This window comes from Janthinobacterium sp. GW460-12-1-14-LB5 (assembly GCF_059423585.1).
Window position 1 is genome coordinate 1 of record NZ_JBWKYD010000023.1, and the last position, 14847, is coordinate 14847.

General features: G+C 62.9%; 14 protein-coding genes and 2 riboswitches. Of the genes, 5 read left to right on the forward strand and 9 right to left on the reverse strand.

Going from position 1 to position 14847, the window contains the following annotated elements; translation table 11 throughout:
- The coding region (locus AC07X6_RS21975) for a methyl-accepting chemotaxis protein (RefSeq protein WP_494792393.1) at positions 1 to 438 on the forward strand (438 nt) is incomplete at its 5' end.
- Here the strand turns inward: AC07X6_RS21975 and AC07X6_RS21980 are convergent.
- The 3 genes from AC07X6_RS21980 to mgtA are packed head-to-tail and all read right to left on the reverse strand — an operon-like array spanning position 435 to position 4006.
- Complete coding sequence (locus tag AC07X6_RS21980; RefSeq protein WP_494792394.1) at positions 435 to 947, reverse strand: ribonuclease HI family protein; 513 nt, start codon at positions 945 to 947, stop codon at positions 435 to 437. The two genes, AC07X6_RS21975 and AC07X6_RS21980, sit on opposite strands and share 4 nt — an antisense overlap.
- Positions 944 to 1285 (reverse strand): hypothetical protein, encoded by a 342-nt coding sequence (locus AC07X6_RS21985; protein ID WP_494792395.1) that lies wholly within the window; start codon positions 1283 to 1285, stop codon positions 944 to 946. Before AC07X6_RS21985 ends, AC07X6_RS21980 begins: the two co-directional genes overlap by 4 nt.
- 36 nt (positions 1286 to 1321) lie before the next feature.
- Positions 1322 to 4006: a magnesium-translocating P-type ATPase gene (gene mgtA, locus AC07X6_RS21990; RefSeq protein WP_494792396.1), complete on the reverse strand. Its 2685-nt coding sequence runs from the start codon at positions 4004 to 4006 to the stop codon at positions 1322 to 1324.
- A gap of 474 nt (positions 4007 to 4480) precedes the next feature.
- Between mgtA and AC07X6_RS21995 the strand changes: the two genes are divergently transcribed.
- On the forward strand, positions 4481 to 5170 hold the full coding sequence (locus AC07X6_RS21995) for a hypothetical protein (protein ID WP_494792397.1): 690 nt from the start codon (positions 4481 to 4483) through the stop codon (positions 5168 to 5170).
- A gap of 98 nt (positions 5171 to 5268) precedes the next feature.
- Here the strand turns inward: AC07X6_RS21995 and AC07X6_RS22000 are convergent, their stop codons facing one another.
- From AC07X6_RS22000 to AC07X6_RS22010, 3 genes are all read right to left on the reverse strand, one after another.
- Positions 5269 to 5856, reverse strand: coding sequence for a DUF8309 domain-containing protein (locus tag AC07X6_RS22000; RefSeq protein ID WP_494792398.1), 588 nt, complete (start codon positions 5854 to 5856; stop codon positions 5269 to 5271).
- A gap of 62 nt (positions 5857 to 5918) precedes the next feature.
- On the reverse strand, positions 5919 to 6530 hold the full coding sequence (locus AC07X6_RS22005; protein WP_494792399.1) for a TetR/AcrR family transcriptional regulator: 612 nt from the start codon (positions 6528 to 6530) through the stop codon (positions 5919 to 5921).
- A 25-nt stretch (positions 6531 to 6555) separates the two neighbouring features.
- The gene (locus tag AC07X6_RS22010) at positions 6556 to 7773 is read right to left on the reverse strand and encodes a Bcr/CflA family efflux MFS transporter (protein ID WP_494792400.1); all 1218 of its coding nucleotides are present in this window, start codon (positions 7771 to 7773) and stop codon (positions 6556 to 6558) included.
- A gap of 144 nt (positions 7774 to 7917) precedes the next feature.
- Between AC07X6_RS22010 and AC07X6_RS22015 the strand changes: the two genes are divergently transcribed.
- The gene (locus AC07X6_RS22015) at positions 7918 to 8076 is read left to right on the forward strand and encodes a hypothetical protein (RefSeq protein WP_157751005.1); all 159 of its coding nucleotides are present in this window, start codon (positions 7918 to 7920) and stop codon (positions 8074 to 8076) included.
- A gap of 219 nt (positions 8077 to 8295) precedes the next feature.
- Here AC07X6_RS22015 and gcvP read toward each other — a convergent pair whose 3' ends face one another.
- The 3 genes from gcvP to gcvT form a co-directional block, all read right to left on the reverse strand.
- The gene (gene gcvP, locus AC07X6_RS22020) at positions 8296 to 11196 is read right to left on the reverse strand and encodes an aminomethyl-transferring glycine dehydrogenase (RefSeq protein WP_494792401.1); all 2901 of its coding nucleotides are present in this window, start codon (positions 11194 to 11196) and stop codon (positions 8296 to 8298) included.
- A 103-nt stretch (positions 11197 to 11299) separates the two neighbouring features.
- Positions 11300 to 11680, reverse strand: a complete 381-nt coding sequence (gene gcvH / locus AC07X6_RS22025; protein ID WP_494792402.1) for a glycine cleavage system protein GcvH — start codon at positions 11678 to 11680, stop codon at positions 11300 to 11302.
- A gap of 71 nt (positions 11681 to 11751) precedes the next feature.
- Positions 11752 to 12873: a glycine cleavage system aminomethyltransferase GcvT gene (gcvT, locus tag AC07X6_RS22030; protein WP_494792403.1), complete on the reverse strand. Its 1122-nt coding sequence runs from the start codon at positions 12871 to 12873 to the stop codon at positions 11752 to 11754.
- Between the two features lie 74 nt (positions 12874 to 12947).
- Positions 12948 to 13053: riboswitch (glycine riboswitch) on the reverse strand.
- A 28-nt stretch (positions 13054 to 13081) separates the two neighbouring features.
- A riboswitch (glycine riboswitch) is annotated at positions 13082 to 13168 on the reverse strand.
- Positions 13169 to 13337: 169 nt separating this feature from the next.
- Here gcvT and AC07X6_RS22035 point away from each other — a divergent pair.
- The gene (locus AC07X6_RS22035) at positions 13338 to 13922 is read left to right on the forward strand and encodes an ATP-dependent Clp protease proteolytic subunit (RefSeq protein WP_230541957.1); all 585 of its coding nucleotides are present in this window, start codon (positions 13338 to 13340) and stop codon (positions 13920 to 13922) included.
- A 162-nt stretch (positions 13923 to 14084) separates the two neighbouring features.
- Positions 14085 to 14720, forward strand: a complete 636-nt coding sequence (locus AC07X6_RS22040) for a phosphatase PAP2 family protein (RefSeq protein ID WP_230541958.1) — start codon at positions 14085 to 14087, stop codon at positions 14718 to 14720.
- The last annotated feature ends 127 nt before the right edge of the window (positions 14721 to 14847 follow it).

A 14847-nucleotide genomic window follows, 5' to 3' on the forward strand; every position in this document is an offset into this window, starting at 1 on the left:
CGCAACCTGGCCCAGCGTTCGGCGTCGGCGGCGAAGGAAATCAAGACCCTGATCGGCGCGTCGGTCGAGCAAGTCAACGCGGGCAGCATGCTGGTGGCGCAAGCCGGTTCGACCATGAACGACATCGTCGACAGCGTGCAGCGCGTGAGCGACATCATCACGGAAATCACGGCGGCCAGCAGCGAGCAAAGCGTGGGCATCGACGAAATCAACCGCGCCATCGGCCAGATGGATGCTGTGACGCAACAAAATGCGGCGCTGGTGGAAGAATCGGCGGCGGCCGCCGAATCGATGCAGCACCAGGCGCATAACCTGGCGCAGGTCGTCAGCGTATTCAAACTGAATGGCCAGCAGACCAGCGTCAGCGGTTTGAAGGGGATGAAACGCCCGGCGGCCAAGACACCGCAAGATACCTTGCGGATCGGCCGCGCCGCTTAATCTTTCTCCACCCAGCCGGCGATCGCCAGCTGCGACAGCCGGTCCGCCTCGCCATTGCGGTGGCGCGGCAGCCAGCGCAGCGTTACATCGTGTAATTGTTCCAGCAGGGCCACTACGGTGGCCCGCTGCGTTTCCAGCCCCTTGGCGCCCACGGGCGTCGTTCCCAGCACGTCATTGATCACCACCTGGCTGTCGCCGTACAGCAGCAGTTGCGCGGGTGGCGGGCGCACGGCCAGTGCCGCCTGCAGCACGGCCGTCAGGGCCGCGTATTCCGCGTCGCTGCTGCTGCCATAACCGGCCGCCTCGCTCACCTCGATGCGCTCGCCGTTCGGCCCCAGCAGCAGGGCGCCTATGCCCAGCTTGCCAGGGTTCGGGTGGGCGGAACCGTCGAACCAGCCGCGCCAGGCCAGCGGCCCGCCATGGTCCTGGCGCTTGAGCGCCAGCTGGGCGCGGCGCGCCTGCATCTTCGCTTCCTTGCGCAGTTTGCGCGCCTCTGCTTCCGCCGTCATGGTTTGAGGAACCATGTATCGATGAGGCTGCCTATCCAGCACGCCACCAGCATACAAACGGCCACCGTCATGGCGGGGCCGTCATTGGCGGAGAGCGCCTCCACTTTTTCCATGATCAGCTGCACGTCCAGGGGCAGGGCGCCGCTGTCGATCTGTGCCATTACCTGGTCCAGTCGTGCCATGATCTGGCGCAATACGAGCACCAGCGCGACCAGGGCTGGCACGAGGAAGAGGCAGCCGCGGGCCTTGCGTTGCAAGACAAAATGCCCGCTGCCGGGAAAGACGAGGGCCGACAGCAGCAGGGCGAGATGACGTTTCGGAAGGGAGGAGCCGCTCATGCGTGCCTTTTGTAGGGGAAAGAGCGGCTCATCATACTATTGCCAGCCGAATTTGCGCAGATACACGCGTTTCATGAACGTCGTCAGCACGGTGTAGCAGACGAGGATGCCCAGCAGCCAGGGGAAGTAGCCCAACGGCAATGCTTGCAGCTTGAAGTAAGTCGCCAGCGGTCCCATCGGCAGGAACACGCCCACGGCCATGATGAGGGTCGTGGCCACCAGCAGGGGCACGGACGCGATGCTGTCGATGAAGGGCAGCTTCGGCGTGCGGATCAGGTGCACGATCAGCGTCTGCGTCAACAGCCCCACGACGAACCAGCCGGACTGGAACAGGGTTTGCTGCTCCGGCGTATTCGCGCCGAACACATGCCACATCAGGATAAACGTGCTGATGTCGAAGATCGAGCTGATGGGGCCGAAAAACACCATGAAGCGGCCGATGTCGCGCGGGTTCCAGGTCAAAGGCTGCTGGATCAGTTCGGCGTCGACGTTATCGAACGGAATGGCGATCTGCGACACGTCATACAGCAGGTTTTGCACCAGCAAGTGCAGCGGCAGCATGGGCAAGAACGGCAAAAAGGCGCTGGCCACCAGCACGGAAAACACATTGCCGAAGTTCGAGCTGGCCGTCATGCGGATGTATTTGAGCATGTTGCTGAAGGTGCGGCGGCCTTCCAGCACGCCTTCTTCCAGCACCATCAGGCTTTTTTCCAGCAGGATGATGTCGGCCGCTTCCTTGGCGATATCGACGGCCGAATCGACGGAAATGCCGATGTCGGCCGCGCGCAGGGCGGGCGCGTCGTTGATGCCGTCCCCCATGAAGCCGACGATGTGGCCATTGCCGCGCAGGGCGCGCACGAGGCGCTCCTTGTGCAGCGGGCTGAGCTTGGCAAACACGGTGTTGTCCTCGGCCGCCCTGGCCAGGGTGGCGTCGTCCATCTCGTCCAGCTGCGGGCCTTGCAGCACGCCATGCACGGCCAGGCCCACTTCGCGGCAGATCTTCGCCGTCACCAGGTGGTTGTCCCCCGTCAATACTTTCACGGTGACGCCGTGTTCCGCCAGCGCGCGCAGGGCGGGTGCCGTCGATTCCTTGGGCGGATCGAGGAAGGCGACATAGCCGATCAGGGTCAGCGCCGTTTCATCGGCCACACCGTACACGGTCTTATGGGGCGGCACTTCCTTGACGGCCACGGCCACCACGCGCAAACCTTCCGCGTTGAGGCCATGCGTGGTTTCCAGCACCTTGTCCAGCAGGGCGGCATCGAGCGGCACGTTGACGCCGTTCAGGCGCAGATGGCTGCAGGCAGCGAGGATTTCCTCGACGGCGCCCTTGCAGATCAGTTCATGGTGATCATTCTTTTCGGAAACGACGACGGACATGCGGCGGCGCACGAAATCGAACGGGATTTCATCTACCTTGACGTAATCGCGGGCCAGCTGCATTTCCGTCTGCAATTCCACGTGGTCGAGCACGGCGCGATCGAGCAGGTTTTTCAAGCCCGTCTGGTAGTGGCTGTTCAGGTAGGCAAATTGCAGCACTTCATCGGACGGCTGGCCGAACACGTCCGTATGGCGTTCCAGCACGATCTTGTCCTGCGTCAAGGTGCCTGTCTTGTCCGTGCACAGCACGTCCATGGCGCCGAAGTTCTGGATGGCGTCCAGGCGTTTCACGACGACTTTCTTTTTCGACAGCTTCACGGCGCCCTTGGCCAGGGTGCTGGTGACGATCATGGGCAGCATTTCCGGCGTCAGGCCCACGGCGACGGACAGGGCGAACAGGAACGCTTCCATCCAGTCGCCCTTGGTCCAGCCATTGATGAGGAACACCAGCGGCGCCATCACGAGGGCGAAGCGGATCAGGAGCCAGCTGACGCTGTTCACGCCCGCCTCGAACGCCGTCGGCGTGCGCTCGGTGGCCGTTACGCGCGTGGCGATGGTGCCGAAATAGGTGCGGTTGCCCGTGGCCAAGACCAGCGCCGTGGCGGCGCCCGAGATCACATTCGTGCCCATGAACAGCAGATTGGCCAGTTCCATCGGGTCTTTGCCATGGGCGTCGGCCAGCTCGGCCATCTTTTCCACGGGCAAGGATTCGCCCGTCATTGCCGCCTGGCTGACGAACAGGTCTTTGGCGGACAGCAAGCGGCAATCGGCGGGGATCATGTCGCCTGCCGACAGCACGATGATGTCGCCCTGCACCAGCTGGCGGATCGGCAATTCCGTCTGCTGGCCATTGCGCAGCACGGTGGCCGTGTTGCTGACCATGGCTTTCAGGCGCTCGGCGGCCCGGTTCGAGCGGCCTTCCTGCACGAAGCGCAGCAGGGTCGACAAAATCACCATGGTGCCGATGACGATGGTCGCTTTCGGATCTTCCGTCAGGTAGGAAACGATGGCCAGCACGGTGAGCAGCAAGTTGAACGGATTCTTGTAGCACAGCCACAGGTGCTGGTACCAGGCCAGCGGTTTTTCATGCTCGACCTCGTTCGGCCCCGTTTGCGCGCCGATCACTTGCGCTTCGGCATCGCGCAAGCCTTCCAGGCGCGTGTGCAGGCGGTTCAGGGCGCTGTCCAGGTCTTCATGGGCGGCGGCCAGCAACTGGCGCGCCAGATGGTCTGGCACGGGACGGGCCGTGCTGTTTTCCAGCGGCATGGCGCGGCGGCGGAAATTGCCGGCCGTATGGCGCTTGCGCAGGAACGATTCGAATAAGCGGGTGAAGAGGTTCATGGCTCTTCCTTTCACGACGAGGTGTTGACGGGCGGCGCAGCCGCAGGCAAGACTTGCGTGCCGCCAAGACACAATAGTGCTGGCGGGCAATCCGGGTCAGTAGCCGGTCGCGATCGGAAAGAGGGAGGGAGAGGCGCGCAGCCGGACTGGCCGCGCGAGACACCGCACCTTGCTCAGCAAGGCACGGAGAAAACGGAATTCCGCGTTGCTTGCTGCTTAGCTGCCGAGGCAATCGCCGATACAAGATCGGCTACTGTCACTAGAACAAGTACCCACGTGGGACTCCGTAAAATGAATAATGCAGGGATGATAAAAGTGCATGCAGACAAGGTCAAGCAAAGATCGTCAACATTACCGAAGCGTAATGTTGACCGGGTCTTGGCCAGCGTTTTTCTGCCGGCGTTCGTCCTGGCCGCGATTGTTATAATCGGGGCCAACCGTCATGTTCGACGAAAAGGCAGGCAAGACAGGCCCATGAAAGGCATTGGTCATATGGCAAGACTCAAAGAGATCAGGGTGGTGGAAACACCAATCAGCTATTCCAACCAGCACGCCTGGTCTTTTCATCCGGGCGCGCATCATGTGCGGCAGTTGCTGATGCATTTTTTGCCGTCCGATTTCGTCCTTGATGGCTCTTCGCTCCTGTCCGTCATCTTCGGCGAAAAACCGGCCGGCGAGGCGCAGTGCAGCCAGGTGCTGGGCTGCACCAGCTATTATGTGGAAGACTTCGATATCGGCGCCTACATGGCCTGTTCCCCGTCCGCACAACAGGAGCGCATGCTGCTGGAACTGACGGCGGTGCTGGTCCGGCTGGCCAGTGGTGCCGAGGCCGAGGCCGTCAATCAGGCGGCATGCCGTGTGCGCGACTGCGCGTTTACACTCCGCATCCCGGTGCGCAAATTATGGCGTTCGTCGCCGGACAGACAATATCGCGTCGAAGTTTACCGGTGCCTTGGCCCGGCCATCGGCGAGGTGTGGCAAGCTCACCTCGTCGACAAAGCCGGAAAACCATTGGCTGTCGACGGCATCACCGGCACGCCAGGCTACCTGGACCGTACCTCCCACTTCAGCAAGTCCCGCTGGGACGGCGCGTTGTTTCAGATCGTGCACACCACGCTCAATTCCGTCGTGTATAGCCTCGATACGGCAAGGTGCTATACGTAATGGTTGCTGTGGAAAACTATTTTGAAGCGGAATTATTGAAGCGTTTGCAAGGCGCGTGGTGCCTGGTACTGGCAATGCCGGTACCCGCTTGTGCACGCTTATCTCAGCGGAACCGGCAAGCGCCGGGTCAGCGGACGCATGCTTTGACGATCCATCCATAGGCCGGGAAAGACTTCGAACTTCAAATCGTCACGGTTGACGCCGGTATCGAAATAGCGGCACAGCCTGTCGCTGAGGTCTGCATCGCCCCACATATTGGTCAGCTCATGGCGTTCGATCAGGTCGCGGCTTGCGGGCAGTGCCAGTTCTTCTTTCAGCGCGGGTATCACGCTGTAGTCGAGGGCACAGTCAGCACCCAGATCGACCAGATCGGCACCGCGAAACGGGAAGCCTCCCTCAAAATTGACAAGCGGCCTCAACCAATAGCGTTCATGGTCGCCGACAATCAGAGGGCTACCCGCTGGGATTTGCTCGACGGCAAGCTGTCGCAAGACGATTTTCCCGACAAAGCCGCTGAAAAGGACCGGTGTCGTATCGAGCATCAGGCCGCTCCAGTCACCGGTGGCGCTGCTGGCAGCGTAAAAGCGCATGATCGAGTTCCTGGTCATCTGTGCCAGCGCATATAAATTCTCGCGCAGCTTGAGGCTGACCAGGTCGCCTTCCTTCCAGACGATACGCTTTACCATGGGATACTCCTTGTCGGTGACGGTGAGGGTGTTGAACCGCAGAAGGTCAGGCAGGTTCGATTTCAGGAGGGCTTACAGGTGCTTAAGGAAAGTGAATCGGCCAGGATGTGCCACAGCGCCGCGTGGCGCTGCTGCAGCGCGGCGCCGCCAGCGTAAATGAGTTCCACGTGCAGGCTGTCGACGATGCCCAGGTAGGCTTGCGCATACAGGTCGATGCGTTGCGGCGGCAGGGCGGGCGCCAATCGCCCCAGGCTGGCCACGTAGTGCCGCTGCAATTGCGCCAGCAACGCTTCATAGCCCGTGCCCACTTCCACGCGCAGGGGCGCGGGCGGCAGGTACGCCGTGCGCAGCAAAAAGCGCAAGTGGGCCGAATCGGCATAGCGCTGCGCCATGCGGTCGCAGTACAGGGAACCGGCCAGCTGGCCGCCCGGTGCCGCCAGCGCCGCCTCGTCGGCGAAGCAGGCGTCCATGAAGGCTTGCTCTTCGGCCAGTGCGTCGGCAAACACGTCGAGGAAGAGGGCGTCCTTGCCGGCGAAGTGCGAATACAGCGAGGCCTTGCGCATGCCCGCCTGCGCGGCGATGTCGCTGAGGGACGAGGCGTCGTAGCCGTGTTCGGAAAAGTGCACGACGGCGACGGCGCAGATGTTATCGGCCGAGGCCGAGCGTTTCTTCATATGAGGGTAGTAGTTGGGTGAAGCGTCAGTGCGCGCCCAGGCTGCTGGCGTGTGCCGGATGGATGCGCGCAGCGGCCAGGGTCAGCCATGATACCAGCAGGCCGGCCGCGGTCAAGAACAGCAGCCAGGGCAGCGGCCCCCGTTCGGACAGGCCGGCCGCCAGCGGCGTGGCCAGCGACGATAAGCTCATCTGTATGGCGCCCAGTAATGCCGCCGTGGAACCGAGGGCGCGCTGCTGCGAACCCATGGCCATGGCCATCAGCGCCGATTCCGCGATGCCCAGGCCAAACAGGGCCACGAACATGCCCGGCACGACGGCGGCGATGCCGGCGCCCGCCCAGGCGCCGAGCAGGGCCAGTGCCGCGCCGCCCAGCATGGCCGCGCTGCCCGCCACGCAGAGGCGCGCCACGCCCTGCGTTTCCACCAGCCGGCCGCTGGCCATGGCGCCGAGCAGCACGGCCACGCCCGTGGCGCCGAACACGAGGCCGAAGCTGCCGGCGGACAGGCCGAAATCGCGCTGGTAGACCAGTGACGCACCGCCGATATACGCAAACAGGAAAAAGAACGCGGCCGACAGGGCCAGCGCGGGCAGCAGGAAGGCGCGGTCGAGCGCGATGCGCGCATACGTGCGCTGCATGCCGCGCGGCGAGACCCGCTTGGCGACGGGTAAGGTTTCCGGCAGGAACAGCGCGCTATTGAGCAGGGTCAAGGCGCCCAGCGCGGCCAGGGCCAGCATCACGGCGCGCCAGCCGTAACGGGCGTCGAGCAAGCCGCCCACGGCGGGCGCTAGCACGGGCGCCAGGCCCACGATGGTCATCAGGAGGGCAAACAGCTGCGCCGCTGTGACGCCATCGGCCACGTCGCGCACCATGCTCATCACCACGACCAGGGTCAGCGCCGCACCCAGGCCTTGCAGCGTGCGCGCCAGCAGCAGGGTGGTCAATTGTTCCGCCTGCGACGCCCACACGGCCGCCACGATGTAGACGGCGATGCCGGCCAGCAGCGGGCGGCGCCTGCCCAGCATGTCGGTGAGCGGCCCGCACAGCAGCTGCCCGCCGCCCAGGGCCAGCAGGAAAACGGTCAGGCTCAGTTGCACGTTCGCATACGAGGTGTGCAGCTCGCGCGCCATGGCCGGCATCGAGGCCAGGTACATGTCGATGCCGGCCGGGCCGAGCACGGCCACCAGGGCCAGGGAAGCCGCCAGCCCGAGACTGGCGGCGGGGAGAGTGGTTTGCTGCTGCATTGCGCTTCCTTTGTATCGTCAAAAAACACGGCATGGACACTGCCGTCTTTTTTATTGTACACTGGCTACCTACCGATAGGTAGCTTGCTCAGTCAATGAAAGGATGAGAACGATGAAGGAAGAAACTATGATGGGAGAGACGGCATGACGGAAGTGGGAATCTCGCTCAGCGGCGTGGCCGTGGCGCTGCTGTTCGCCGCCTGGAGCTCGCACCGCACCCGCTGCGAGCGGCGCGATGTCATGTTGCTGACGATACTGGGCACGGTGCTGGGCTTGCCTGGTGCGGTATTGCTGGCGCTGTAGAGCGCGCATAAAAAAAACGGCAGACCTTGCGGCCTGCCGTTCTGTTTTAATTTAATACTCCCGGCTTTTGCCGGGATTTCATTTCTTGATTGCTGAGTTTCGACGCCTGACAAAACCGTAGCGAGCGTCAGTGATTTGTGGCCGAGAAGCGCAACCGTACTCTAGTACGGTGAGCATCGCCGGCCGCAAAGCGCGACGCGCAGTAGGTTTGGTCTGGCGTCATTCCTCTTCGTAGGAGCTGATCGGTGCGCAGCCGCAGAACAGATTGCGGTCGCCGTACACGTTGTCGGCGCGGCCGACCGGTGGCCAGTATTTGCGCTGGCGCAAGGAAGCGACGGGGTAGGCCGCGATTTCACGGCTGTACTTGCGTTCCCAGTTGTCCGACATCAATACCTGTGCCGTGTGCGGCGCGTTTTTCAACGGGTTGTCGTCGTGGTCGAATTCACCGCTGGCGACCTTGGCGATTTCCGCGCGGATGGCGATCATGGCGTCGATGAAGCGGTCGATCTCCACTTTCGATTCGCTTTCCGTCGGTTCGATCATCAAGGTGCCCGGCACGGGGAAGCTCATGGTCGGCGCATGGAAACCGAAGTCCATCAGGCGCTTGGCCACGTCTTCGTTGCTGATGCCGGTGGCGTCCGTGATCGGGCGCAGGTCCAGGATGCACTCGTGCGCGACCAGGCCGTCGTGGCCCGAGTACAGCACAGGGTAGTGCGGCGCCAGGCGGCGCGCGATGTAGTTTGCCGCCAGGATCGCCGTCTCGGTCGCTGCCGTCAAGCCTTCCGCGCCCATCATGGCGATGTACATCCACGAAATCGGCAGGATGCTGGCCGAGCCGAATGGCGCGGCGCTGACGGCGCCGATGCCGGCGACGTCGCGCTGGTAGCCCGACGAACGCTGGTTCGGCAGGAATTTCGCAAGGTGGGCGCCCACGCCGATCGGGCCGACGCCTGGGCCGCCGCCGCCGTGCGGGATGCAGAAGGTTTTATGCAGGTTCAGGTGCGATACGTCGCCGCCAAACGAGCCGGGAGCGGCCACGCCGACCAGCGCGTTCATGTTGGCGCCGTCGATGTAGACCTGGCCGCCGTGCGAGTGGATGATCTCGCACAGTTCCTGGATGCCTTCTTCAAACACGCCGTGGGTGGATGGGTAGGTGACCATCACGCACGCCAGGTTGGCGCTGTGCTTTTCCGCTTTCGCTTTCAGGTCGGCCAGATCCACGTTGCCGTTGGCGTCACAGCTGGTGACGACGACCTGCATGCCGACCATGTTGGCCGAGGCAGGGTTGGTGCCGTGCGCCGACGATGGAATCAGACAGATGTTGCGGTGGCCTTCGCCGCGCGATTCGTGGTACGCCTTGATCACCAGCAGACCCGCGTATTCGCCCTGCGAGCCGGCGTTCGGCTGCAGCGAGACGGCAGCGTAGCCCGTCAGCGCGCACAGCATCTCTTCCAGCTGCGCGATCATTTCGCGGTAGCCGACCGTTTGCGCATCGGGCGCGAACGGGTGGATGTTCGAGAACTCGGGCCAGGTGACGGGAATCATTTCGCTCGTCGCGTTCAGCTTCATGGTGCACGAACCGAGCGGGATCATGGTGCGGTCCAGCGCCAGGTCCTTGTCGGCCAGGCTGCGCAGGTAGCGCAGCATTTCGTGTTCCGAGTGGTAGCTGTTGAAGACCGGGTGGGTCAGGTAGGCGCTCTCGCGCGCCAGCTGCGCCGGCAGGGCGCTGGTGACGCCCGCTTCAACCGCATCCAGGTCCGGCGCGGCAGGCGCGTTGGCGACGCCGTCGGCGAAGACGTTCCACAGCAGCGCGATATCGTCGCGCGTCGTGGTTTCATCGAGCGACACGCCGACGTGGGTGGCGTCGACCTTGCGCAGGTTGACGCCGTGCTTCAGTGCCGCCGCGTGCAGTTTTTCCGCATCGGCGACCTGGATGGTCAGGGTGTCGAAATAGGTGGTGTTGACGACCTTGTGGCCCAGGGTCTTCAGGTTGGCGGCCAGCACGCCCGTAAAGCGGTGCACGCGCTGGGCGATCTGCAGCAGGCCGGCAGGACCGTGGTAGACGGCGTACATCGAGGCCATCACGGCCAGCAGCACTTGCGCCGTGCAGATGTTCGAGGTCGCTTTTTCGCGGCGGATGTGCTGTTCACGCGTCTGCAGGGCCAGGCGGTACGCCTTGTTGCCTTGCGCATCGACGGTCACGCCCACCAGGCGGCCCGACATATTGCGCTTGAATTCATCGCGCGTGGACAGGTAGCCCGCGTGCGGGCCGCCGAAACCGAGCGGCACGCCGAAGCGCTGGCTGTTGCCGACGACGACGTCGGCGCCCCATTCGCCAGGCGGCGTGAGCATGGTCAGGGCCAGCAGGTCGGCCGCGACGATGACCATGGCGCCATTCGCGTGCAGTTTTTCCACGCCGGCGCGGTAGTCGCGGACTAAGCCGTTTACGCCAGGGTATTGCAGCAGCACGCCGAAGCAGGCGTCCAGCGACTCGATTTCAGCCGGGTCGAAGGTGCGCACTTCGATGCCGATCGGCTGGGCGCGCGTCTGCACCACTTCCAGCGTTTGCGGCAGCACGTCATTGGCGACGTACAGCACGTTCGACTTCGACTTGCCCACGCGCTGGATCAATGTCATCGCTTCGGCGGCGGCCGTGCCTTCGTCCAGCATCGAGGCGTTCGAGATGCCCATGCCGGTCAGGTCGGTGATCACTTGCTGGAAATTCAAGATCGCTTCCAGGCGGCCTTGCGAAATCTCAGGCTGGTAAGGCGTGTAGGCCGTGTACCAGGCGGGATTTTCAAAGATGTTGCGCAAAACGACACCGGGGGTGAAGGTGTTGTAATAGCCTTGGCCAATCAGGGATTTGAGTACCTGGTTCTTGCCGGCGATGGCTTTCAGGCGCGACAGCGCTTCCTGTTCCGGCATCGGCTGCGAGTAGGCGCCCAGGGGCAGGGCGCCCTTGTTGCGGATGTTGCTTGGCACCAGGGCGTCGATCAGCGCGGCGCGCGATGGATAGCCGAGGGTCGCCAGCATGGCTTGCTGTTCGGTGGAAGAGGGGCCGATGTGGCGGGCGATGAAGGCATCGCGTGCTTCGAGTTGGGTCAGGCTGGTGCGGGTCATGATATAGAGGCCAAAAAAGACTGAAAAACCGGGAGGCGGCGCGCGGGCGCAGCGCAGAAAAAAAGCAAACGGGCCGCAATTGCGGCCCGTGAATCAAACGCGATTACGCGCTGGTGGTGGCGCCATAGGCGGCAGCGTCGAGCAAGCCGTCCAGGGCCGACACGTCGGATGGCTTGATCTTGAACAGCCAGTTGGCGTAGGCGTCGGCATTGATCGACTCAGGCGAGTTGACCACGTCGTCGTTGACGGCCACGACTTCGCCGGCCACTGGCGCGTAGATGTCGCTCGCTGCCTTGACCGATTCCACCACGGCGGCATCGTCGCCGGCGCCATAGGTATTGCCCACGGTTGGCAGTTCGACGAAGACGATGTCGCCCAGGGCGTCCTGCGCGTATTCGGTGATGCCGACGGTGACGGTGCCGTCGCCTTCAAGGCGTACCCATTCGTGGGAAGCGGTGTACTTCAGGTCTGCAGGAATGTTCATGTGTGGCTCCAGATGGTAAATGTTCGTTATTGATTATGGTTGTACGGTCTTGCGGGCGGCTCTATAAAACCTTACGCAGCCAGGATTTTACCGTTACGCACGAAAGGCAGCTTGACGACGGAAGCGGCCAGCTGCTTGCCGCGGATTTCCACGTGCACGGTGTCGCCCACGGCGACGCCGTTCGGCACGCGCGCCAGGGCGATCGCTTCCTGCATGGTGGGGCTGAAGGTGCCGCTGGTGATTTCGCCCGTGGCGTCGCTGCCGGCGATGATGACTTTTTGATGGGCGCGCAGCACGCCGCCTTTTTCGCGCAGGATCAGGCCGACGAATTGCGCGTTCTGGCCCTTGGCCAGCAGGGCGGCCTTGCCGATGAAGTCGCGCTCGCTGACGAGGTCGATGGTCCATGCCAGGCCCGCGTCGAGCGGGTTGATGGTTTCGTCCATGTCCTGGCCGTACAGATTCATGCCCGCTTCCAGGCGCAGGGTGTCGCGCGCGCCGAGGCCGGCGGGCTTGACGCCGGCGGCGGCCAGGGCGTTCCACAGCGCTTCCACCTGGGTGGCGGCCACGCCGATTTCAAAGCCGTCTTCGCCCGTGTAGCCGGTACGCGCCAGCATGACTTCGCCGAAGGCCGTGTCCTTGACGATGACGACGTTGAACGGCTTGATGGCTTCGGAAGCGGCTTGCGTTTCCGGCAGCACTTGCCACACCTTGGCGCGCGCGTTCGGGCCTTGCACGGCCACCAGGGCCATCGGATTGTTGGCATTGCGGCGCTCGGTGATCGTCAGGCCGCTGTTGGTGTTGGTGTTTTGCTGCTGCATCCACGCCACGTCTTTTTCCGCCGTGCCCGCGTTGACGACGAGGCGGAACCAGTTTTCGTTGAAGAAGTAGACGATCAGGTCATCGATGACGGTACCTTCGGCATTCAACATGCACGAGTACAGCGCCTTGCCCGACACTTGCAGCTTGTCAACGTTGTTGGCCAGCAAGCCGCGCAAAAAGGCGCGCACGTTCGGACCTTCGATATCGACCACGCACATATGGGACACGTCGAACATGCCGGCGTCGCCGCGCACGGCATTGTGTTCTTCGATTTGCGAGCCGTAGTTGACGGGCATGTCCCAGCCGCCGAAATCGACCATGCGGGCGCCGAGGGCACGGTGGGCGTTGTTGAGTGGGGTCGCTTTGAGCGTCATGGATTCCTCGGGACGAAGGTAAAAGGGGAGTTAACAAAACATAGAATAGCCAAACACGGCTTTCCAGCGTGATCACTGACCCCCCTGTCCTTTGTACCTGAGAGATTACGGGGGCTTGCCCCGTGCGCCCCTTCGGTGGGCCGCCGGCATGTGCCGCGGCCGCTCTCCAGAGTTGAGCTAAAACGTGTCGCCAAAGCAACAGCTTCAGTCCGCCTGATCGGTCCTTTTGCCTGAGAGTTTTTGGGTAGTGCCCCTTCGGCGGCAACGCTGGATTGCCCTCTCCCGATCAAGTGGGAGGAATATATGCCAGCAGGGTGTTTCTGTCAATCTGTAAAGACGTTGCCAAATTGCAGCAAAAGCCCCGGTTTGCGGGGCTGGCAGCGGGCCTGGCCTGGCGCAAAAGGGCGCCCTGCCGCGCGCGAATGGACTATGATGAAGTTCTGGCTTTCTTGCGGGTGGCTGCCATGAATACGACACAAAGCGGGACACAACACGAGACACAAAACAACACCGAGCAGCACGGTTACTTTACCCTCTCGGGCGACGTCAACAGCGACATGGTGCGGCGCGTCTTCAACGCCGTGTCCGACATCACGGAAGACAAGCTCACCACCGCGCACATTTTGATCCAGTCGAACGGCGGCTATGTCAGCGATGGCATCTGTCTGTACAACTTCCTCAGCAAGTTGCCGCTCGACATCATTACCTACAACGCGGGCGCCGTGGCGTCCATTGCCGTGACCTTGTTCCTGGCGGGGCGGCACCGCCACGCCAGCGACACGGCCCGCTTCATGGTGCACAAGTCGCATGCGACGGCCTCGCCCGGTTCCCGCCCCGATGCGCTGAGCATCATCGTCGAAGGCTTGCGCGCCGACGACATGCGCACCGAGCGCATCCTGCGCGGCCACGTCAAGCTGACGGAAGAGCAGTGGCAAGTGCACGCGTATTCCGACCTGCACCTGACGGCCGACCAGGCGCTGGAAGTGGGCATGGTCGAATCGATCCGCGACTTTTCGCCGCCCAAGGGCAAGCGCCTGACGAATATCTGACCCTTCGCCCATGCGGTTGCCGCGAAAACATTTTCATATGGCAATTTTCGAGGTGAAAATTGTAATGGGATGTAATTCTTGCCTGCAGTTGATGAAAACCGGGGCGTAAGCAGGGCTAGTCGTGGCATAGTGCACGCTGATCATGAAATAAGTGTAGGCACGATGACTTGGTGGAATGGGATTTCTTTTGCGGCCGATATGTCGGTGATGGGGCCGGCTGGCGTGGCGATTGCCCTGTGGCTGCTCGTCTCGCGTCAATGGCGCCTGGTGCTCAGCTGGAGCTTGTGGTACGGCGGCGGGCTGGCCCTCGTGGTGCTGTCGAAGCTGGCTTTCATGAGCTGGGGAGTGGGCAGCAGCGCGCTCGATTTCACGGGTTTCAGCGGCCACGCCATGCGCGCCGGCGCCGTGTTTCCCGTGCTGATGTATGTGCTGCTGCAGCGGGCCGAGCCGCGCTGGCGCCATGCCGCCGTGCTCGTCGGCGTGGCTTTTGCCGTGCTGGTGGCCATTTCGCGCGTGGTTGTGCATGCGCACAGCGTGTCGGAAGCCGTCAGCGGCTGCGTGCTGGGCCTGGCGTTGGCGCTGGGTTTCATGTGGAGCGCCCGTGGCGCCGTGAATATCGCCGTCAGCCATGCGCTGGCGCTGGCCAGCCTGGTGCTGATGGTGGTGCTGAGCTTCAAGGCGGAACCGATGCCGACCGAGCAGTGGCTGCAAAAACTGGCCCTGGTACTGTCCGGCCATGAGCGCGTTTTTTCCCGCGAAGACTGGAAACTGGCGCAGGATGGCCGCCCAGCCCCGTGATGCGGGACAAGCTGGCGCCTGGCGCTACGGTTTTTTGGCCAGAAAAGCATCAGGAAATGGTATGATGAACCACTTTTTTTGCGGTGAATGGCCAGACAGCCGTCGCGATGGTGCATCTGAACTGAAT